The organism is Oceaniferula spumae, assembly GCF_042849255.1.
Classification (GTDB): Bacteria; Verrucomicrobiota; Verrucomicrobiia; order Verrucomicrobiales; family Akkermansiaceae; genus Oceaniferula; species Oceaniferula spumae.
Genome location: NZ_AP026866.1, coordinates 2771121 through 2792173, shown reverse-complemented (window position 1 = coordinate 2792173; position 21053 = coordinate 2771121). Strand labels below are relative to the sequence as shown.

Here is a 21053-nt window from a genome sequence, read left to right as displayed (position 1 = left end):
TAGTACATTATGAAAACGATCATTGCCGCAGTAGATTTTTCCGACGCCTGTTCAGCTGTCGTTGACGCAGCAGTCGATATGGCAAAGAGCCACGGAGCTGATTTACATCTGATTCATGTGGTCGAGGCTCAGCCAACATATGCAGCTTATGGTTTCACTCCGGACGAGTTTCCAGCTCTGCATCAGGTGCAGGTGGAGAGTATGACCAGGGCCGAGATCAAACTTCGTGATCTTGCTGATACAGTTCACCTGGTTGGAACAACAACCAAACTGCTCCACGGACAACCACTCCACACGATTCTCGAATATGCTGATGAACTGAACGCCGACCTGCTGGTCCTGGGATCACATGGACACGGTGTCTTGGGCAGCTTGTTTCTGGGTAGCGTAGCAGAAGGATGTGTTCGGAAAGCCAAGATCCCATCGTTGATCATCCCAGTCCGGAAGGATTGATTCGGGGAAAATCACAAACGTTCCACGTGGAACAATTGTAATTCGTGAGCCATCGCATCACATTTCCTCGTGTGGTCTTTTATAGTCGAGGTCTATAGCAAGACTTCAGCTATGGCTTGCGCGGACGGGCTAAATAGGGCATTGATCTGTCATATGTTTGAGGTCAGGGAAAAACCAGAAATGGTTGAACGAGCACTGCTGGTTCGGATTTGCGGCAGCCGTAAAGAGGAAGAGGAAGATGCGTCTTTGCTTGAGGAGCTGGGCGAACTGGTGAGCACACTCGGAATCGGCGTAGCGGAATCAGTTCTCGTGTTCACGCGGTCATTTCACAGAAAGTATCTCTGCGGGACTGGGAAAGCGGATGAAGTCGTAGAACTCGCCCGTGCCCATGAGTGCGACTGCATCGTGTTCGATAATATGTTTCTGCCCTCGCAACAGCGCAACTGGGAGGAGTTAGCCGATATCTGTGTGATCGACCGGGAGGAGGTGATTCTGGATATCTTTTCCAAGCGGGCACACACCCGTGAAGCCAGACTGCAGGTGGATCTGGCTAAAATGCAATATTCGCTACCACGTCTGGCCAGGATGTGGGGCCACCTCGACAGAGAAGGCGGCGGTGGCCAAGGTGGCGGCGGTGCCTCTCGAGGTATGGGTGAGCAGCAGATCGAGGTCGATCGTCGACTTGCCCGGACCCGGATTGATCAATGCAAACGCGAGCTCGCAGAAGTTCGCAAGCAACGGGATACACGTCGAAAGGAGCGGGAAAAGCAAAGCATTCCCTGTGCAGCCATCGCTGGTTATACCAACGCGGGAAAATCGACCTTACTCAACCGGTTGTCTGGTTCCGAGGTGATGGCGAAGGACATGCTCTTTGCCACGCTCGATACAACCACTCGCGCGATCGAGCTGCCCGATGGACAACCGCTATTACTCACCGATACCGTAGGATTTGTAAGAAACCTGCCGCACCGATTGGTCGAAGCGTTCAAGGCGACCTTGGAGGAGTCCGTGCTCGCCGACTTCATTGTCCACGTTCTGGATGCATCATCACCCGAAGTTGAGAAATTCTACAAGACCACGATGGAGGTTCTGGAGGAACTCGGGGCGGGGGACAAACCTGTGATCACCGTCTTGAACAAGATCGATGTCCTCAACGACCCGGTGAAACTGGCAGGGCTTGAGGTTTCATTTCCAAATACCATTTCTGTCAGTGCCATGACGGGGGAGGGAATTGATAAGCTGATGGAGAAATTCTCGGAGATGCTCGTCGACCGTGTGCAGACACTCACTTACCGGGTGCCACAGAGCCGAGGTGATATCCCAGGTCTGTTACATCGTGACGCCAAAGTTCTCAGCACCGACTATGAAGGAAACGATTTGATCCTTCGGGCGATCGTGCCCGAGAGCATTGCTGGGAAAATCGCCGAGTTCTGCATCGAAGAGTAAATTCACTGCTTTGGTAAGTTTACATTCGCGTGCGGTAAAATATGTGGCAATCTAAACCCGACACGAATCTCACTGAAGAACATGACTTTCTGCAAAACGCGACAAATTCTGTTAGGCTCCCTAACAGCTCTAACAATCAATGCCAACGCCCAACCGGAGGAGCCACTGCTGGTCACTCCGAAGAAAGCTATCATCGTTGAGGAGAACGTTCCAGCTGGTGAGACTCAGCAGAAACCGAAGGCCGCAGAAAAAGCAGACACCGCAACTACTCCCGAAGCAAAGCCCGAAACCACCGAGGAGGTCAAACCCACCATCCCCAAAGACAGGGACAGCGGAGTCCGATTGCAGATCTATCTCGATCAGAAGTTTTTCGGCCCCGGCATCATCGATGGAAAACCAGGCCATTTCACCAAGCTCGCCATCGAGAATTACAACGTGAGTCTGGGCAGGGAAAAAGACGACATGCGTGTGCTCGAGGAAGCAGCCGCGGGGGTGAAGGAAATTTACGCCACCGCCATCATCCCATCGTTCGTCAGCAAATACATCAACTCCTCGCTACCTACCAATCGCAGTTCTCAGGCCAGCAAGAAATACATGGCCTACCGGAGTGTCACCGAGTTCATGTCCGAGAGATACCACTGCTCCGAAGAGTTGCTGAAGGAAATCAACGGCTACTCGAAAATGCGCAACGCCAAAGGCCATACCGCGATCAAGGTGCCGAACATTGAGCCATTTAAAATCGAAGACCTCGAAACAGGAAAATCTCACAAAACGGAAATCAACCTGACCGCCCGCCACGTCGTGGTGGATACCAACACCAAGCAGGTCTATATTTACCAGTTGGTGCTGCCGGAAGACGATAGTGAGGAAGGTGCAGTTAAGATTCAGGCTGCCAAACCGAGACTCGTCGCCAGTTTTCCCATCACCCCAGGGCAGGTGCAGTTCATTCCTAAGGGAGTGTGGAACCTGAAAAACAGCGTCGAGCTCCCGACATGGCGCTACGATAAAAAACTGCTCGAGACCGGAGTGCGCGGAAAAGAATACCTCACCATCCCTCCCGGCCCGAACAATCCTGTCGGCATCATCTGGAATGGGTTGACCAAGTCAGGCATCGGCATTCACGGCACCGACAACCCGAACACCATCGGCCGGGCAAGAAGTGCAGGCTGCATCCGACTTTCAAATTGGGATGCCGCCCGTTTTCCGACGCTTGTTCGTCCGGGGGCGATTGTGAAGGTGGAGTAGGGCTTCCCTACTTACTTTGGCTTGGCTGCGACAATCACTCCATCACCAGCGTAGAGTTTTAACCTTTGGTGAGCTGGGTTTGTTAGATCGTAACGCCATTTTTTACCGTTACGCAGCAGTGTAACGTGGGTCATATCGGCGTTGGCGGTGGAGCCGCCAGCTAGGGCGATGGCTTGAAGAACAGTCAGGTCCTTTTGATATTTAATCCGGCCGGGCTTTTTGACCTCACCGGTCACTGAAAGTTTCGCATGCAAATCAACATTTGGCTTACTCTCTTGGGAGTTCACCTCTGATGAGCAAATAATCGGGAAAAACAGCGTAAAAAAGATTGTGTAGATGAGTAAGCGCATACCGGCTTCGACACCGCAAATTTGTTCAATGTTCAAAAAAAGGTGACATTACTTTCGTGTCAGGCTTTACAATGGAGGCTATCTCGTCATAAATCCTTCAAATTTAGCACGACCTAATGCCCAAAGACGAAAGTATCAAAAAAATTCTGGTGATCGGCTCCGGCCCGATTGTCATCGGACAAGGATGTGAGTTTGATTATTCTGGTGTGCAGGCCTGTAAGGCCCTGCGCGAGGAAGGATACGAAGTCATTCTTGTGAACTCGAACCCTGCTACGATTATGACCGACCCGGAGTTCGCTCCGAAGACGTATATCGAGCCGATCACACCCGAAGTCGTCGAAAAGATCATCATCCGCGAACGTCCCTGTGCGCTGCTGCCAACACTCGGTGGCCAGACCGCACTGAACACTTCGATGGATTTGTTTAAATCCGGAGTGCTGGATAAACACAACGTCCGCATGATCGGTGCCAACGCCGATGCCATTGATAAAGGCGAAGACCGTCTGCGTTTCAAAGACGCCATGCTCAAGATCGGCCTGGACCTTCCGCAGAGTGGCGTGGCCCACACCATGGAAGAGGCGCGCGTCATCGCCAAAGAACTCAAGGCAACCACCGGAAACTCATTTCCGTTGATCATTCGCCCGGCATTCACCCTCGGCGGATCCGGTGGTGGCATTGCTTATAACAAAGAAGAATTTGAAACCATCGTCGCGCGTGGACTCGATCTCTCACCCGTGGATGAAGTCCTGATTGAGGAAAGTCTGTTAGGTTGGAAAGAGTACGAAATGGAAGTCATGCGTGACTGCGCGGACAACTGCGTGGTCATTTGCTCCATTGAGAACCTTGATCCCATGGGTGTGCACACCGGTGACTCGATCACCGTAGCTCCCGCACAGACTCTATCAGATCGCGAATACCAGATCATGCGCGATGCCTCGTTTGCCTGCATCCGCGAAATCGGTGTCGAAACCGGCGGATCTAACATCCAGTTTTCGGTGAACCCGGCGGACGGCCGTTGCATCGTGATCGAGATGAACCCACGGGTATCCCGTTCCTCTGCGCTGGCGTCCAAAGCCACAGGTTTCCCAATTGCCAAGATCGCTGCGAAGCTGGCAGTAGGTTACACTCTTGATGAACTGCCTAACGACATTACCCGGGAGACTCCGGCATCGTTTGAGCCGACCATCGACTACGTCGTTACCAAGCTTCCACGCTTCACCTTCGAGAAATTCCCAACCGCCGATGCTGTTCTAACAACTCAGATGAAAGCGGTCGGTGAAGCCATGGCGATTGGCCGCACCTTTAAGGAGTCGATGCAGAAAGCGCTGCGTTCACTTGAGACCGGCCGGTTCGGTTTCGGCTTCGACGGCAAGGACCCGCAGAACGTCAGTCACGAAGAGATCGAGAGAAAACTTCACGTGCCCAATGCCGAGCGCATTTTCTGGCTGAAGACCGCCTTTGAAAACGACTGGTCAGTGGACGATGTTTTCGAAGCCACCACCATCGACGTCTGGTTCCTCGAGCAGCTCAAGCAGATCGTGGACGAAGGCGACAACCTAGCCACCATGGACCTGCGCAAGGCCAAGAAGTGGGGATTCTCCGATATCCAGATCGCCCACGCACGTGGTATCCATCAGGACGACGTCCGCGCCGAGCGCAAAGCCGCCGGAATCATTCCTACTTACCGCCTGGTCGACACCTGCGCCGCTGAGTTCGAGGCCCACACGCCTTACTACTACTCTACCTACGGCGATGAAAACGAAGCTCGCGAGAGCGATAAGAAAAAGATCATCATTCTCGGTGGCGGACCTAACAGAATTGGTCAAGGTATCGAGTTTGACTACTGCTGTGTGCACGCCGCCTTCGCGCTGAAGGAGCTGGACTACGAAACCGTGATGGTGAACTCGAACCCCGAGACAGTCTCCACGGACTACGACACCAGTGACAAACTTTACTTCGAGCCTCTAACACTTGAGGACGTTCTCAATATCTGCGACCAAGAAAAACCGGACGGCGTGATCGTTCAGTTCGGTGGCCAGACACCACTGAACCTCGCCGCGGATCTTGAACGTCACGGCGTGCCGATCATCGGAACCTCACCGAAGAACATTGAGCTTGCTGAAGACCGGAAGTTTTTCTCCGCCCTGTTAGACAAGATCGGTTTGAAACAAGCTGAAGCCGGAACAGCCACAAGTGCCGAAGAAGCAGTGGCCGTGGCCAAAGACATCGGCTACCCGGTTCTTGTTAGACCTTCCTTTGTGCTAGGTGGACGTGCGATGATGATCGTTTACAGCGATGCTGAACTCACTCGCTACATGAACGAGGCCGTTGACGTATCGCCAGACCGCCCGGTATTGGTCGATCGCTTCCTTGAGAATGCCACTGAGATTGACGTCGACTGTATTTCAGACGGTGAAACCTCCGTGGTGGGTGCCATCATGCAGCACATCGAGCAGGCCGGCATTCACTCCGGTGACTCCGCCTGTGTGATTCCTGCCTTCTCACTGTCCGATGACATTCAGCAGCAAATTATCAAAGCCGCCAAAGACCTCGCTCGTGAGCTCAATGTGCGCGGCCTGATGAACATTCAGTTTGCGGTTAAGGATGAGGAACTCTACGTCATTGAGGTGAACCCACGTGCATCGCGCACCGTGCCCTTTGTTTCCAAATCCATCGGCGTGCCACTCGCCAAGCTCGCCGCCAAGATCATGGTCGGCAAAACCCTCAAGGAACTTGGATTCACCGATGAAATTCTACCTGACCACTACTGCGTGAAGGAGGCTGTGTTCCCATGGCCACGTTTCCCAGGCATCGACATTGTGTTAGGGCCGGAAATGAAATCCACTGGTGAAGTCATGGGCATCGATCAAGACATGGGCATGGCCTACGCCAAAGCCCAGATCAGCGCCTTTAACCCACTTCCCACCGGAGGCAATGTGTTCTTCTCCGTCAATGATCGGGACAAAGACCGCGCGGTGCCTATCGCCAGCGCGCTTTCAGAACTCGGCTTCAACATTTACGCCACCGGCGGAACTTACAAACGCTTCAAGGCCGAAGGCATCACCATGAACCGCCTCTACAAACTGGCCGAGCAACGTCGTCCTAACGTGATGGACATGATGAAAAATGGAGACATCAATTTCATCATCAACACCCCAAGCGGTCACGAAGCGCGCACCGATGAGGTCACCATCCGCTCCGGCGCTGTGGCTAACAAGATCTCACACTGCACCAACCTGTCCGCCGCCGAAGCCTCGGTTCAGGCGATCAAGTCCTTGCAGAATCAGGAACTAACAGTGACCACACTGCAGGAGTATCATAAGCTGTAAGTCGGTCTAACACGACCGGTAAACGTCAGCATTCAACATCTTCAAAGCCTCCCCCATAGCTACTGATGGGGGAGGCTTTATATGTTAGTCTGTTCTGTTAGTAAGTTATGTTAGGTGAACGAATTGCCTGCTGACTAGGCACGGACGAACTGAACTTCGAATTCGTCATCCTTTTTCTTCTCAAGCTCTGCGATCAATTCGTCGAGGTCGAGGAGCAGTGCTTCTTTGCCATGGTGGAACCGTTCTTCGCCATAGCCGGAAGCGATGTTTCTAGCTTTTGTCATCGCTGCATACACCTCTTGGATGCTTGAGTAGGTTTCCGTGGTAATCAGCTTATTGTATGCGATTGCTGCGTTGATGCTTTCTTCCGTGGCATCGTCGTCATACTCAAACCACTCTCTGATTTCTTCTTCGGATTGATAGCTTTCCGGACAGAATAAATAGGGAATCAGGTCACAGCCATCGTCCTTGAGAAACGATGCGAGGTCATCAAATTCTTCGGCGAAGTTTTGGTAGTATCCGCTGATTTCGGCTTTTTCGTCTTTGACGTCAATGGTGATTCCAGTGCTCATCCTTTTTGTATAGCGAGTCAGCAGGGCCAAGTCAATTTAGACGGTGCGCCGTTTACTGAGAGAACTTGAGAAGCCGTAGATGACAAACACCAGAGATGCGGCTCACACTGCTGAACGATGTATTCAGGGTGTTCATCTTGGCTGAGTGATGTCCGTTAATTCGGCCTTCTCGATATTTCTCACGAACGTCGAAGTCCACACATCCGCTACCGGGGGCGTGGCTTCGATTCTGGTTGAGGGTTGTCGCCACCCTCCGAATCCGACTCGGAACGGGTAGCGGATTGTGGTGCGACGCCTTGTTCTGCTTTTTGGTTTCTGGAGTCACGGCGCTTCATGTTCTAGCGGAAAATGTCGTCGACACTCCGAAGCGGTGTTCCTGGAATGTCTTCCTTCTCCACGATCCGAACGGGCTTCCCATCCTTCGCTGTAATCCAGTCCGCGATTCTCTGGATGATCTGACCTTCACCCTCTGTAACGTCAAACTGACGAAACCCCAAATCCTCCCGGGAATATCGATCAGCGTATAGCTTGTATGGAATGGCTGAAAAGCTGACCTCGAACACATACTTCTTTCCGTCCGCCTCGTAGACGATGTCCTCACCGCGTCCAACGATCTTGATGGTGTAGTCCGTCATTTCTTAGCAGAACTAGTAATTGTTCTCACCAAGCAAAAATCTCCCTAGGCGTTATTTTCCATCGGCAAAATAATGTCTTTATCTCCACCTACTCGGAAACCCCGGGGCCCATGGTGCCTTTGGTGGTTTCTGAGGCTGGAGTTTCGCTGGCTGGTTTTGCGTTGGGCTCGAGTTCGATGCCTTCGGTGGCGGCGAAATCGGCCAGGGCCATTTCTGCCATGGCTTCTTCTTCCGCGGCTTTCATGTTGATGTCGCCCATGTCGAGGGAGTCTTTGGCAACGCGGGCACGGCCGGCTGCTTTGTTGCGCTCTTCTTCGACCATGCCTTCGAGGCGGTTGAGGGTGTCGCCGGATCCACCGATGCTGGTGACCATGCCGGAGGCCATTTCGTTGAGTTCGGCCATGGCTTTGTGCACTTTCATATCGTCGATGTCTCTGGAGAGTTCTTCGATCTTCTTCTTGGCGGTCTTGACGCTGACATCGCGAGCTTTGACTAGCTCTTTGTAGCGGACTTCTGCTTCTTGCATTTGCACGGCGACTTCATCGTGCTCTTTTTCAACGGACTGCAGCTTCATGGCGTATTCACCGGCGAGCTGACGGTTGCCTGCCTTGAGGTTTGCGGCGGTTTTGGCGCGAAGTTCTTTTTCCTCCTTATCGAGCTTTTTGGTCTGGGTGATGAGTTTTTCGACCAAGGCAGCGTGAGTCGCGAGGCCTTTGTTGAACTCGGAGATCTGCTTGCGCAGGTTTTCCTTTTCGACGTCCAGAAGTGCTTCCGGATTACGTTTTTCGATGCCGCCGATGAACAGGCCGAGAAAGCCTTTGAAGAGATTGCCGATACGTTTAAACATGATGAGTTAGGTTGATTGCGCGGATATTGCAGGAAACTTCAGCTAACGGCAAGTATAAGACATGCAGTTATTTGTAATGGGGGATTGGAGATTTGTGATTCTAGGGCTGCTGAATCAGGGCTCGGAGGAGAACGTCGTTGCCAATCTGTTTGAACTGGTGCTGCTTCAGGTGGACTTCGCGCGGGAGTCCTGCAAAGCCGGCATCGGGGCCACCGGTGATCATGGCGGCGTAGAAGATGGCGACTTCATCCACCAGACCGGCATCGAGAAAGGCACCTAACAGTTGTCCTCCGGCTTCGACCATCACTTGATTGCAGCCTTTGGAAACGAGTTGTTTCAGCGCGGCTAGGAGGTCACCGTCTTCTTGGACCAGGGTCCGATCGCGATGGGCATCAGTAAAGACCTGAGCTGTGGCGGGGAGGGAGGATCGGTAACCTCGGCTGATGATCATTCGCCAGGGTTGGGGTTTTTCCGGTAGGGAAATTGACCTGACGGTGAGGGCCGGGTCGTCGATGCGTAGGGTATTTCCTCCGGTGATGATGGCATCTGATTCGTAGCGCATGCATTGCACCTCTTCTCGCGATTCAGGAGAAGTCAGCCACTGCCCTTCGCCCGGCGGCCGGGTGATTCGGCCGTCAAGGCTGATGGCCGACTTGATCAGCACCCATGGCAGACCAGTCTGGTGAACCTTGGAAAAAGCGCGGATGAGATGCTCGCAGCCGTCTTTTTCAACGCCAGTTTCCACCTCCACTCCGGCGGCGAGCAAGAGTTCCTTGGCACGACCGCGATGGGATGGGTTCGGGTCTTCGGCGCCGTAGACAACTCTGGAAATGCCAGACTCCAGAATGCCATCGGTGCAGGGCGGTGTTCGGCCATGACTCGAACAGGGCTCGAGGGTGACGTAAATCGTTGCGCCTGAGAGATCATGACGATTCGCTCGGGCATCGGCTAATGCTTCGCGCTCGGCATGCGGCTCGCCAGCACGATGATGCCATCCTTTTCCAAGCAGCTTTCCGTCTTTCACAATCACCGCACCGACAGGAGGATTGGGCGATGTCAGACCGATGCCATTCTGGGCCTCGCTGATCGCGAGCTGCATCCACTGGCGGTCATCGGAGGCGACATTCATGGGCGGAGTCATATCGCTGAGAAGTGGAAAACGCAAGCTGTGAACAAGGCTCATCAGGATGTGGATAACTTGTCGGTACGATGAGCCGATCTATTTCAGATCCATGAAATACCGCGAGTCATCGGTAAAATTCCAGTGGTATTCATCAGGTTATTATTCCCGTGGAACGCATGTGGAATGGGTGTGAAACAGCAGTTAGACGCACTTATTAACAATTAGAAGAAGAAGAATCTTTTGAAACTAAAAATAATCTCTTCTAAGAGCAGTGAATAAGTAAGTCAGGAATTCAACCGCTTGGCCTGCTCGACCAGAGGCATTTCATGTCTTGACCCGCTGGGCACACTGTGGAGCATAGGACTTGGAAACACAAATGAAGAACATGAAGCACGACGACTTACTGCACACCGAAAAGATCTTGGCCGACCGGAAAACTTTCTATCTCGACCTGAAGGAAAACGCCCGAGGTAAGGTGATCAAGATTACCGAGGAGGTGTCCGGCAATCGTGACACCATCATGGTGCCTGCTGAGGTGCTCGGTGACTTCATTGACGCACTCACAGACATCCAGACCACTGCGAACGGTTCCTAGGGGTTAGGAGGGCATCCTTGCGCGAGGAGCTAACTTTAGCGTTCGTTCTCAGCGGGCTCTTTCTGATTGAGCAATTTCACCGCAGCCGCGCCGTCACCGAGGTGGTAGAAATTGAGCACGAGGAAGTTCGGTTGTGATTTGAAGCGTTTCACCGCGTCATCGATGCGCTGTTGGAGGAAAGGATTTGAGTTTGCTAGTTTGGAATCGCTTGCGGATGGCACGCCATTGGTGACGAAGTGATTGAGGATAAACAGCTTGTTGGATCGCTTTCCCCGCCGTGGTTTGGCGGCTAACAGATCGGCGGTCGTTTTTGCCTGCCAGTTGGTTTCCCAGGCGTGACTCCAGATAGGCATGTACCAGCTGGGCGCCTTGGTGCCTTTCGCGACCCGATCAGAGAAAACGACGAGCCGCTTACCGCTTTTCAGCATGTTGGCGATCGAGGGCCAGGGTTTCGCGGGATCCTGAAAATGGCAGAATGGGGCGAGTTTGGAATCAGTGATCTCCTTGGCAACTTCCATGGCCGGAACGTAGGATTCGAAGATCAGGGTGACCACAGCCTGTGGGTTTTTCGTCAGGAAAGCATGGATATTTGCCAGTTCGATGCTGAGTTTTTTGTAACCGAGAAACCGGGCAAGCTCAGGGCCATGCCGAAGTACAAGTTCGCCGTCCTGTTTCCAGACATCGAGCATCAGAGCACGCACTCCTTGGTCGAGTTGCTTGGTGATGGTGTGGGTTTGGTTCGGCAGCCGCCAGCCATCGTCAGCGGCATTCATCGCATTGTGCGTGCAGAGCCAAGTAACTTGATCATAGCGTCGTTCGTCGCCACTGACAACGGAGTGAAGACAAACGAGTAGGATGACTATGGCTCTGAGCATCACGATTTTGAATCCGTTGTCCAGCGGTCTTTCCAATCAGCCGGCAACCTCTGGGGTCGGCCCTCGGGCATCTGCACCATTGCGAGCGCTTGGCGGCAGGTGATCAGATTCTCAGTGTCACCTTTGCGGCGGACCGTAAAAGCGCACCAGAACTTCACCCCGTTGAGCTGCTCGAGTCGTCCGTGGATTTCCAATTCGTCTCCAAGCTTGGCGGGTCGGCGGTAATCGATCTCGGTGCGCACCACCACGGGGAACAGTCCGGTTTCAGCCATGTCACTGAGTTTCATGCCCATTGTGGCGGCAAGTTTCGTGCGGCAGGTTTCGATCATGCGTAGATAGGCGATGTTGTGGACGACACCACCGACGTCGGTATCAAAAAACATCACTTCCTCGTGGGTGGTGAACTCTGGAGCAGGAGAGGCGGCCTTGGACATGGATCTATCATTGCCTCTGACGGGCAAGATTCAAGCGATTCTGTGATGATCATCTCATTGGTGGGGAGGAGCTGATATGCGGCGCGGAAATGACCGCTTCTGCTAGGAAACAGAACAGTGGTTTGACTTGCCGTGACGAGGTCATTGCGTCATGCTGATTCCATGCTGAAAAAACCCGCCATGAGATCAGTTAACACCGCGCGATTGGTGTACCTGCTGGTCTGTGAGCTAGCTGGAGCTGGTATCGCCAACTTCGCCAGCGGCCCTGATATGATATGGGTCGGCATCGTTATCGGTCTGTTAGTGGCCGCCTTCTTCATCTTGGTGGAATCGCTGATGAAGCAATTCACCCTGCGCGGATTTTCAAACGCCACCGTGGGTCTGCTGATCGGAATCTTCTGCGCCTGGCTGCTATCTAAGGTCGGGGTGCTTAGTTTGTTAGAAACGACGTTGACCGGGAAAGTGGAACACATCGAGGCGATCGTGCTAGGTGTCAACGTCACCCTTTACGCAAGTCTGGGTTTCCTGGGGTCTGTACTGGCATTGCGCAGTGGCGGTGATGATTTCTCACTGTTGATTCCCTATGTTCGCTTCCACCGTGAATCGACACCCGGACCACCCTTGCTGTTAGACGCTCATGTCATCACGGACAGCCGCATGTATGGCATTCTCAACGCTGGATTTATCGAGGGCAACTTAGTGATTCCGCGTTTCGTTCTCGAGGAGCTACACATCATGGCGAACTCACCGTCGTCGAGTAGAAGGGCGCGGGGGTTACGGGGTCTGGAAACATTGGAGAAACTTCAATCGAGCGAGAGGTTCCGAATCAATATCCACGATACCGAAAGTGGCAGCGGAACAGACACGCATGATGCTCGACTAATGCACACTTGCCGCCTGCTCAGCGCGCGACTTCTCACGACGGATGAAAACCTGACAAAAGCAGCACGACTTCAAGGTGTCACGGTTCTCAATATCAACGATTTAAATCAAGCCCTGAAACCAAAAGTCGCCGTGGGTGAACGCATTCGTCTGCCACTGGTACGTGCGGGTAAAGACGAGCACCAGGCTGTCGGTTACCTGCCAGACGGATCGATGATCGTGGTCAACAACGCGGTCAACAAGATCAATACCACCCAAGATGTGACCGTCATCAGCACGCTGGAAACCGAAGCTGGGACGATGGTTTTCGCAGAGCTTTTTGAGCGAGAAGAGTAATGGTAAAGTTATGCCAGCAGAATTGATAATTTCCTGCGCGAATAATTCGGATGGTCAACAAGCCCATCTGCTGGATGATTTCAACATCGTCGGCCGCGGTAAAGACGTTGCGATTCAGTTGAATGACGACAGCGTTTCTCGAGAGCACAGCTGCATTCGGCGCCATGCTAACGGCTACTGGATCAATGATCTGGCATCGGCGAATGGCACTTATCTCAACGACTTGGCGGTGACAAAATCAGAGCCGCTGAACGATGGTGACGTGATCACCTTTGGCACCGTGACGGCGAAGTTTTCTACGCTGAAAAGCAGCGGCGTGAGTTTCAAGAACTCGGAATCATTTCAAACTCGCGTGCTGAAGCGCACGGAGGTGTCTCTAACCACAACACCTCTGATTCTGTTAGTCGGCGATATCCGCGGCTTTACGGAGATTGCTTCGAAGGTTCCGCCTGAGCGCTTGGCGGCGTTGATGCGAGGTTGGTATGACGATTGCAGAATGGTGCTCGCGCCACTTGGGGCAACGATCGATAAATTCATCGGCGATGCTGTTTTCGCCTACTGGAAGGATACTGGACCGGAGGCCAGGGAGGCTGCTGTGCAAGCTGCTCGTGCGCTACGAGACGGTTCAGAATTTTCCAAATCCGGAACTCTGGCGATGATGCAGTACAAGATCAACTTTGAGTGTCGAGTTGGTTTGCATCTCGGAGACGTGGCGCATGGTGCGATGACACGGGGAAATAACACCGCTCTCGGCGATGCCGTGAACCTGGCCTTCCGCTTGGAAAGTCTGACCCGTGAACTCGACACCGAGGTGCTGGCCAGTGCTGCATTTTTAGACGGCTGGGCAGATGGATATGAGCAATTCTCACCTCGTGGACTGAACCGCGTCAAAGGTCACCCGGATGAAATCGAGGTCTTCGCGCTGAACTGTTAGAGGCTCTTCTTCGACGGCAGCACCGCATTGGCAAAGAGCAATCCGATCACCAGTGAGATGAAAATGAGGAATGCCTGAGTGCCATTCGTGCTGTGATCCATCATCTGCTCACCGGTGATCCAGGAGTTGAGTAGGATGTATGTCTTACTACCTGGGACGAGGAGGACTAATCCGTTAGAGAGCACGATCGAGCTGGGGATGCTGCGGTAATTGGCGTAGAGATTGGCAAAAATCCCGACTGAAAAAGCTCCCAAGAACATCCCAGCGGCAACGCCGAAATGCTGTTCGCCAGATCGGGCAATATAGAAGCCGATCAATGCAGCGATGAGACACCAAAACATTTGTTGAGGCCGGATGTTAAAGGCGATGGTCAGGGAGACCGCCAAGAGCACCACGGCTGGCAGCGTTTTCCAATCGGGCAGATTACGAATACCATGAAGGCTCTCACCAGCACCTGCGCCCCAGAGCATCGCACCGATGGCGACTCCGAGGATGGAACCGAAGTAGAGTTTGAACAGATTCATGATCGCATGAACCAGCTTGGAAGTTCCGGAAACAAGATCACGGTGAGCGATTTCACTCAAAGCTGTCGTCAGTGACAGACCGGGAATGAAAACCACGATGGTGGAGAGAATGACAAAGAGCACGTTGATCTTGAACCCGAGAGCAGCGATGCCCGTCGCCATCAGGCCGGCTAACATGGCTGCCACAATCTCAATGGTGTTAGAGAGTCGGTCCATTTTTCCTCCGAGTATGGAAAGGTAAAAAATGACCACGGTGGCGATGGCAGATGCTATGACGTCATTGATGTTGAACGATAGCAGAGCTGCGAAGCTACCGCTCAGCACCACCGCAGCTAATAGGCTGGTGAGGTGGCTGTAGTTCGGCGGCATGTGGAGGATTTGCTTCAGCTCCTCGCGTGCCTCCCGAAATGTGACATCGCCGCTGTCGACCCGATCGACGAGGGCATCGATGAGTTCAAGTTTTCCAAGATCACCACCGGCCGGCTGGACGCGTTCGATCTGAATGTGCTGATTGGTGCGATCGTCTAGCCAGTAACAGAAAGTAATACTGGTGGCAGTTGTTAGAAATGTGCCGTTGATCTGCAGCACCGCACAGACATTGGTGAGGTGCTTTTCAATGCGGTGACTGGTGCCGCCGCAATCGTGAAGAGCGATGCCGAGTTCGGAAACAAAGGCCGCTTTCTTCAAATATTCTTCCTCGCTCATAGTTGTGACGTGTGGAACACAAAGTTGGTTGTTAGATTGAGGCACAAAAAACCCCCGCGCCCCCGCGAGCGCACTCACGGGCAGACGCGGGGGTGGTGAAATTTAGCCTCCTGTTTTAGGATTGCGCTTTTTCTTGGCACTATCCGGAGTGGCGTCGCGCATCGGTTTTTTACCATCGCCTTGCTGACCCAATTTCTGGGCGCGCTGTTGCTCTTCCATACGCTCGGCCATACGTTCCATGAATGTCTTCTTACCTTTTTTACCAGGCTTGCGTTTGACCAGTTCGGCCTCAGGCATGCGGTTGGTCAGCCATGTCTGGCCGATGGAGAAGATGTTCTGGGTGGTCCAGTAGAGCGCCAGAGCTGCAGCGAAGTTATAACAGAAGAAGAAGAACATCAGCGGCATGAACATGAAGATGCGGCGTTGCATTTTATCGCCGGTGTTAGGGGTCATCTTCATTTGCAGCACCATGGTGACCGCCATCAGGATCGGCAGCAAGTTGATCGGCAGGGCATCACCGAGGAATGGCAGGCTGAAGGGAAGGTCGAAGGTGATCAGAGTGTCTGGCATCGACAGGTCATCCACCCAGAGGAAGCTCTCACCACGCAGCTCGACGGCGAACTGGAGCATCTTGTAGTAGCCGAAGAAAATCGGAATCTGCAGGAACATCGGCAGACAGCCACCCATCGGGTTGATCTGGTAGTCCTTGTAGAGCTTCATCGTCTCTTGGTTCAGCTTGGTAGGATTGTCCGCGTATTTTTCACGCAGGTCCTTCATGATCGGCTGCAGCTTGCTCATTCGCTTCATGGTGCGCGTGGACTTGTTATGCAGCGGCCAGATGACGATCCGGATGAGGATGGTCAGAGCGATGACGGAAAGTCCCCAAGCCCAGTTGTCAGCGGTCTTGGAGAACGCGACGTTGTGCAGCCAGTTAAGAACGTTGTTGAGAGGAACAGAAACGATGCTGAAGAAGCCATAGTTCATGACTTCATCGACGTTGCCCTCCATCTTTTTCAGCACGCTGTAGCGTTTAGGCCCGAGATAGACGGTGTAGCTGAGTGTTTGCGACTCGTTGGTTTCGAGTTTTTTGGTTGGCAGGCTGAAACCTGAGCGGACCGAGTACTTCGGACTTTCAGGGTCGGCACCGGGGATGTCGGCCTTGGACGCCTTTGCCCAGTAGGTCGATGAGTATTTTTCCGCAGGGCGGATGAGGGTGGTGAAAAACTGATTGGAAACACCTGCGTATTCTAGCTCTGCCACGCTCTCTTGGAAAAGCGGACGGGCATCACGCCAGAATCCTTTTTTGAACCAGCCGCTGTCCTTGTTGGTGAAGCTGCCGTCATCCAGAAAGTAAGCACCGCCCTGGTCATCCCACTCGCGCGGGTGCAGAGGTGTGGCGCTACCGGCGAAGAGCGAGTAGTTGGCCAGATTGACCGTGCCTTTGCCGGTGTTGGTCAATGTCACCTTGAGGTTCAGGCGCCACTTGGCACCGGGGGATTTTTCATCCCGATCGACACTCCAGCGTTTGGTGATTTTCAGTCCACCGGGGGTGGTCGCTTCGCAGTAGATGGCGTCGTCTTTTTCCACCATCACATAGTGCAGCGCGAGAAATTCGTCTGCGCCCTCGCTGAAGGCACCGATGGGAGCCGGAGACTGATCGTTGAGGATGACGTGCTCGGTATCCGAGTCCACCGCCATCTGGTTCAGCAGAATGGCATTATCGACACCACCGCCGACGGAGGTGAAGTTGAAAAGCACCTCAGGTTTGCCATCGACCATGGAGCTGAGGGTGGCTGTTTTCTCGCCGACTTTGGGGATGTTCGGCTCGCGGTGCAGTCCGGCCTCACTGGCATCAGGGGTGAGTCCCTCGGAGGGAGCCTTGGTTTTATCAGCATCGCCGAGGGTTTCGGTCGATGGTTTGGTGGTCTCCGGTGCCGGTTTTTCCGGCATGAGGTAGAAATTCAGTGCGAGCAGAATGCCGCAGATGATAAGTATGATCCAGCCTTTGCGATCCATGATAATATTATAGTTGTTAGGAAATTGGGATTAGGAAATGGGAGAAGTGTGGGCTCTGGAGAGCGAAGAGAGATTATTTTTTGGGAGGCACAGGGTCCTCACCGCAGCCGCCCCACGGATGGCAGCGGAAAATACGGCAAATGCCAAGCCATGATCCGCGGTACGGGCCATGAATTTTGACGGCTTCGAGATAGTAGTTTGAGCACGTGGGGTGGAAGCGGCAGCCACTGTTCGGGCCGCCGATTGCTTTGAGCACCGGGTTAAGGAATTTTTGGTAAAAGCGGATTCCAAGATAAAGGAGGGTGCTGAGGCTTTGACTGATGAATTTCACCGAGAAGTATCGAGGATGCCCAGTCGGCTGGCTTGTTTCAACCAGTCGGCTTCGAGTTGTTCGAAAGTAGCTTGCGGTGCCCGCCAGCGGATGACGGTGACGATGTAGCGTTTGCTATCGATTCGGTCAAGGTGGCTGGCGAGTATTGCCTGAACGCGGCGGCGGAGAAGATTGCGGGTGACTGCGTTTCCTACCTTGCGGGTGACGATGACGCCGGCTTTGTGGTGTGGGAGTTCCTCGTCGGCAAGCGTGCTGAGGACAAGATAGGCACCGCCCTTTGCCTGTCCTTGCTGGCGCGTGCGGGAGAACTCCGCGTGGCGCGTCATGCTGTATTTTCTACGCAGACGCATGATGGTGCTTGTGTCTGGACCTCACTGCTGAACGCAGAAACGGCCACCGTGGGGTGGCCGTGTCAAATCATTCGCTGGATGCCCGGGTGTGATTCTTTCAGCAGACCCGGGAACACACACGGTCAATTACGCAGCCTTGGTGTGCTGCTTGACGTGGCGCTTGAAGTGGATCTCGGCACCTTTTGGAAGGAGGCGCTTGCGGCCTTTCTGACGGCGACGGCGGAGGCAGTCACGGCCAGCTTTAGTGCTCATGCGGGCGCGGAACCCGTGTTGACGTTTGCGGGTACGCTTGGAAGGCTGATAGGTGCGTTTCATGATGAAAGACGTTGGTGATGTTTCGTTACTCTTTGTCCGCTGAGAGCTTCTCAGGAGACCTTTGCAGGTGAGCAGATTTACTCTGCCTGCGATTCTGCCAGTGGCGGGGGCGGGCAACCTAGGGAATTTTTGCTTGTTGTCAACCCAGCATTGTCGGGAATCGCAAAATTCTTAAAAAAAACTACCCAGCGGGTCAATTCCTGATAAACAGTGTCTATCCATGCCATCGAGTAAAATACCAAAAAGTGCCTTGGCCGAGATGTCTGCTGACCTGTCGGACCGGGCAGAGCGCACCAAGGGGATTCACCCAGGGATCCGCGTTGAGCCTGCGACCATCGAGGATCTTCCCGAGTTGATCGAGCTGATGATGGAACTCATGACTCTCCAAGGTGATTTCACACCGAACCGTGAGGCGCACGAGCGTGGATTGGCACTGATTCTTGAGCAGCCGAACCGCGGTAGAATCTTCGTCTTACGTAGTGACGATCGCATTTTCGGCATGGTGAACCTGCTGTTTACGATCTCCACCGCTCTGGGCGGACTGGCGATCTTACTTGAGGACTTTATCATCCATCCGAACCATCGTGGCCAGGGTTATGGATCGATGCTGCTGGATTACGTATTCGATTTCGCCGCCAAAAAAGACTTCAAGCGCATCACTCTGCTGACCGATAAAATCGGGGCGGATGCGCAGAATTTCTTCAAGAAGATCGGCTTCGAGTATTCCAACATGATTCCGATGCGTCGCCTGACCACTTAGGCGGGCGATAATCAAGGGTTCCGTAATAATAGATTAAAAATTATTCAGCCCTTCGAACTCCCAGCAGCGGATTTCGTCGATTTTTAATGTCAGCGTGCCGGGTTTCGTTTCTACCCAGTGCAGACTCGCGGTGACGGCATGCAGGCTATCGGGCTCCGATGTCGCGAGGCGTTGATTTAAGATGACGGCCGCGGCACTGGCTTGTGGAACGCAGACGACACGCGCAGCTCTCGGATAAGCGGGGCAGTGGATTTTATACCAATCGTGCCCTAGCAGCTGCCGATCATAGATCTGCTTTCTGAGAACCTCGGGGATCGGTTGGATTGTCAGTCTGAAGATCTCAGGCTTACCAACCTCACGCCGATCGATGAACTTTTTCAAAAGCTGCTGCCTGGTTTGTTCGAAAACCGGCTTATCGAGCACCAGCTGATTGTCATCCGTGGTTTTGAAAAATGCGCAGACGTTCTGTCGGTCGACGTCTTTCAGGTAGGGAGCACGCGCGGCTTCATCGATAAATTCAGGCCGGTCGAGGCGCAGTTCCACACGCACAGGCACGATGGGCTGGAACGGATTTTCTAACAGAGGCCTGCTCTGCGCGTACATCAGGCGAATGCCACGACTTTGAAAAGACTCCGGCAAGGGGCGGACTACGAATCGCGATCCAGTTAGATCCTCGTCTTCGATTTGCTGGATATACTGGTCGAGCACCTGACGGGCTTGATCAGTCCATGGCTCATCTGCCGTGGTTTCGAGTGTGCCAATGACTGGATTGTTAGAAGGCAGTGGTGCGCTAGGCAATGATGCCTGGACCTTTTGATCAGAGATTATTTTCCAAACAAAACCGGCGAGTAAAAGAGACACTACGATGAGGAAATACAAAACAAGCCGGATGGGAGAGCGCCCAGTGTTTTGATACCCATCGTAAACAGGGGGATCTAACTTCTTTGCCTGGATTTTCGCCAAAGCATCGGTGGCAAACGGCGCCGTATAGTCGTCGGCCTCGAGCCTGATGGGCGGGCTGGTGGGCAGCTCGGGGATGGTTTCCTTAGAAGGCATCAAACAACGAAGGCGTGGTGCTGTACTCTTCGACTTCAGAAACCGAAGTAGATTCGGTGGGCGGCGTGGACGAGGTGAATTCGTGCCACTCGGTAGGCTGGTGCTGGTTGGCGCACTGGACCTGCACCTTGTGGTGGCCACCAGATCGCAATGATTCGGAAATGGTCCGAGATGCCAGATCAGGACAGTTACAATCCGAACTCAAGTGGCTGAGCATCACCAGACTCAATTTTTCACAAGCCACTTCGCTGAGCAAGGTAGCTGTCTGATTGTTAGAAAGGTGGCCGTGACGCGATGAGATCCGTTGTTTGGTCGCCCACGGTCGTTTGGTATCTCTTTCTAACAACTCTTCATCATAGTTTGCCTCAACATAAATGGCGTGGCTGCCTTTGAGGTGTTCACGCATCAAGTGAGTGACATGGCCGACATCACTGAGTAGGCTGAGTCGAGTGCCAAGTCCATTGAGCACGAAACCGACAGGCTCGGCGGCATCGTGAGGAATCTTGAATGCCTGAATGCTGAGATCACCGAGATCGAATTCCTGACCGGATCTGAAAACTCGCCATGGGATCCGACTTTTCATTTTATGACCCAGGGCTTCGCGTGTGAGCGCATTGGAATAGACTGCGATTTCACGATTGCGCAGGAGAACATCGATACCACGTGCGTGATCGCTGTGCTCATGAGTGAGAAGGATGGCATCGAGCTGTTCCGGTTCGATGCCGAGCATGGCCATGCGTAGAACCAGCTGTTTGGCACTGAGGCCTGCGTCTACCAGAACAAGGGTAGATCCACATTGGACCAAGGTGGCATTTCCTGCACTGCCACTACCGAGAACTGCCATTCGCATCATGGACGCCAGTGTGCCTGCGCCTCCACCGATTTTCAAGCATCGACTATGGGTGTTGTAAATTCGGCGTAGAGCACCATGGATTAAATC

At 53.4% G+C, this 21053-nt stretch carries 21 protein-coding genes and 1 pseudogene; 8 read left to right on the top strand and 14 right to left on the bottom strand.

The window, feature by feature from the left end; genetic code table 11:
* Positions 1 to 9 precede the first annotated feature (9 nt).
* From ACSPJT_RS11580 to ACSPJT_RS11570, 3 genes are all read left to right on the top strand, one after another.
* Positions 10 to 453 (top strand): universal stress protein, encoded by a 444-nt coding sequence (locus tag ACSPJT_RS11580; RefSeq protein ID WP_435892713.1) that lies wholly within the window; start codon positions 10 to 12, stop codon positions 451 to 453.
* 180 nt (positions 454 to 633) lie between these two features.
* Positions 634 to 1899, top strand: coding sequence for a GTPase HflX (gene hflX, locus ACSPJT_RS11575; RefSeq protein ID WP_435892712.1), 1266 nt, complete (start codon positions 634 to 636; stop codon positions 1897 to 1899).
* A gap of 81 nt (positions 1900 to 1980) precedes the next feature.
* Positions 1981 to 3144, top strand: a complete 1164-nt coding sequence (locus tag ACSPJT_RS11570; protein WP_435892711.1) for a L,D-transpeptidase — start codon at positions 1981 to 1983, stop codon at positions 3142 to 3144.
* 11 nt (positions 3145 to 3155) lie between these two features.
* Here the strand turns inward: ACSPJT_RS11570 and ACSPJT_RS11565 are convergent, their stop codons facing one another.
* The gene (locus tag ACSPJT_RS11565) at positions 3156 to 3530 is read right to left on the bottom strand and encodes a polysaccharide biosynthesis/export family protein (protein ID WP_435892710.1); all 375 of its coding nucleotides are present in this window, start codon (positions 3528 to 3530) and stop codon (positions 3156 to 3158) included.
* 80 nt (positions 3531 to 3610) lie between these two features.
* Between ACSPJT_RS11565 and carB the strand changes: the two genes are divergently transcribed.
* Complete coding sequence (carB, locus tag ACSPJT_RS11560; RefSeq protein ID WP_435892709.1) at positions 3611 to 6823, top strand: carbamoyl-phosphate synthase large subunit; 3213 nt, start codon at positions 3611 to 3613, stop codon at positions 6821 to 6823.
* Between the two features lie 134 nt (positions 6824 to 6957).
* Here carB and ACSPJT_RS11555 read toward each other — a convergent pair whose 3' ends face one another.
* The 4 genes from ACSPJT_RS11555 to ribD form a co-directional block, all read right to left on the bottom strand.
* Entirely contained in the window at positions 6958 to 7395 is a 438-nt protein-coding gene (locus tag ACSPJT_RS11555) for a hypothetical protein (RefSeq protein WP_435892708.1), read from the bottom strand.
* A gap of 338 nt (positions 7396 to 7733) precedes the next feature.
* The gene (locus ACSPJT_RS11550) at positions 7734 to 8030 is read right to left on the bottom strand and encodes a hypothetical protein (protein WP_435892707.1); all 297 of its coding nucleotides are present in this window, start codon (positions 8028 to 8030) and stop codon (positions 7734 to 7736) included.
* Between the two features lie 88 nt (positions 8031 to 8118).
* Complete coding sequence (locus tag ACSPJT_RS11545; RefSeq protein ID WP_435892706.1) at positions 8119 to 8877, bottom strand: PspA/IM30 family protein; 759 nt, start codon at positions 8875 to 8877, stop codon at positions 8119 to 8121.
* A gap of 100 nt (positions 8878 to 8977) precedes the next feature.
* Positions 8978 to 10060 (bottom strand): bifunctional diaminohydroxyphosphoribosylaminopyrimidine deaminase/5-amino-6-(5-phosphoribosylamino)uracil reductase RibD, encoded by a 1083-nt coding sequence (ribD, locus tag ACSPJT_RS11540; protein ID WP_435892705.1) that lies wholly within the window; start codon positions 10058 to 10060, stop codon positions 8978 to 8980.
* Positions 10061 to 10385: 325 nt separating this feature from the next.
* Here ribD and ACSPJT_RS11535 point away from each other — a divergent pair, with 325 nt between their 5' ends.
* Positions 10386 to 10595 carry an RNA-binding protein gene (locus ACSPJT_RS11535; protein ID WP_435892704.1) on the top strand — a complete coding sequence of 70 codons (210 nt, stop codon included), beginning with the start codon at positions 10386 to 10388 and terminating at the stop codon, positions 10593 to 10595.
* 35 nt (positions 10596 to 10630) lie between these two features.
* On the opposite strand, the gene ACSPJT_RS11530 is transcribed toward ACSPJT_RS11535, so the two are convergent.
* Together ACSPJT_RS11530 and ACSPJT_RS11525 are read right to left on the bottom strand one after the other, a co-directional pair.
* Entirely contained in the window at positions 10631 to 11470 is an 840-nt protein-coding gene (locus tag ACSPJT_RS11530) for a hypothetical protein (RefSeq protein WP_435892703.1), read from the bottom strand.
* Positions 11470 to 11904, bottom strand: a complete 435-nt coding sequence (locus ACSPJT_RS11525; RefSeq protein WP_435892702.1) for an acyl-CoA thioesterase — start codon at positions 11902 to 11904, stop codon at positions 11470 to 11472. Before ACSPJT_RS11525 ends, ACSPJT_RS11530 begins: the two co-directional genes overlap by 1 nt.
* Before the next feature lie 180 nt (positions 11905 to 12084).
* Between ACSPJT_RS11525 and ACSPJT_RS11520 the strand changes: the two genes are divergently transcribed.
* Together ACSPJT_RS11520 and ACSPJT_RS11515 are read left to right on the top strand one after the other, a co-directional pair.
* The gene (locus ACSPJT_RS11520; protein WP_435892701.1) at positions 12085 to 13122 is read left to right on the top strand and encodes a PIN/TRAM domain-containing protein; all 1038 of its coding nucleotides are present in this window, start codon (positions 12085 to 12087) and stop codon (positions 13120 to 13122) included.
* Between the two features lie 10 nt (positions 13123 to 13132).
* On the top strand, positions 13133 to 14056 hold the full coding sequence (locus ACSPJT_RS11515; RefSeq protein ID WP_435892700.1) for an FHA domain-containing protein: 924 nt from the start codon (positions 13133 to 13135) through the stop codon (positions 14054 to 14056).
* Here the strand turns inward: ACSPJT_RS11515 and ACSPJT_RS11510 are convergent.
* From ACSPJT_RS11510 to rpmH, 5 genes and pseudogenes are all read right to left on the bottom strand, one after another.
* The gene (locus tag ACSPJT_RS11510; RefSeq protein WP_435892699.1) at positions 14053 to 15285 is read right to left on the bottom strand and encodes a threonine/serine ThrE exporter family protein; all 1233 of its coding nucleotides are present in this window, start codon (positions 15283 to 15285) and stop codon (positions 14053 to 14055) included. The two genes, ACSPJT_RS11515 and ACSPJT_RS11510, sit on opposite strands and share 4 nt — an antisense overlap.
* 102 nt (positions 15286 to 15387) lie before the next feature.
* Entirely contained in the window at positions 15388 to 17301 is a 1914-nt protein-coding gene (gene yidC, locus ACSPJT_RS11505) for a membrane protein insertase YidC (protein ID WP_435892698.1), read from the bottom strand.
* A gap of 73 nt (positions 17302 to 17374) precedes the next feature.
* A complete protein-coding gene (gene yidD / locus ACSPJT_RS11500) occupies positions 17375 to 17632 on the bottom strand; it encodes a membrane protein insertion efficiency factor YidD (RefSeq protein ID WP_435892697.1) in 258 nt (85 codons plus the stop codon).
* The gene (rnpA, locus tag ACSPJT_RS11495) at positions 17629 to 17982 is read right to left on the bottom strand and encodes a ribonuclease P protein component (RefSeq protein WP_435892696.1); all 354 of its coding nucleotides are present in this window, start codon (positions 17980 to 17982) and stop codon (positions 17629 to 17631) included. Before rnpA ends, yidD begins: the two co-directional genes overlap by 4 nt.
* Positions 17983 to 18171: 189 nt before the next feature.
* Positions 18172 to 18297, bottom strand: a pseudogene (gene rpmH / locus ACSPJT_RS11490) (50S ribosomal protein L34); the annotation flags it as partial.
* A 220-nt stretch (positions 18298 to 18517) separates the two neighbouring features.
* Between rpmH and ACSPJT_RS11485 the strand changes: the two are divergent.
* Complete coding sequence (locus ACSPJT_RS11485; protein WP_435892695.1) at positions 18518 to 19057, top strand: GNAT family N-acetyltransferase; 540 nt, start codon at positions 18518 to 18520, stop codon at positions 19055 to 19057.
* A gap of 33 nt (positions 19058 to 19090) precedes the next feature.
* On the opposite strand, the gene ACSPJT_RS11480 is transcribed toward ACSPJT_RS11485, so the two are convergent.
* Positions 19091 to 20113 (bottom strand): hypothetical protein, encoded by a 1023-nt coding sequence (locus tag ACSPJT_RS11480; protein WP_435892694.1) that lies wholly within the window; start codon positions 20111 to 20113, stop codon positions 19091 to 19093.
* Positions 20103 to 21002 (bottom strand): MBL fold metallo-hydrolase, encoded by a 900-nt coding sequence (locus ACSPJT_RS11475; protein WP_435892693.1) that lies wholly within the window; start codon positions 21000 to 21002, stop codon positions 20103 to 20105. Before ACSPJT_RS11475 ends, ACSPJT_RS11480 begins: the two co-directional genes overlap by 11 nt.
* Positions 21003 to 21053 lie beyond the last annotated feature (51 nt).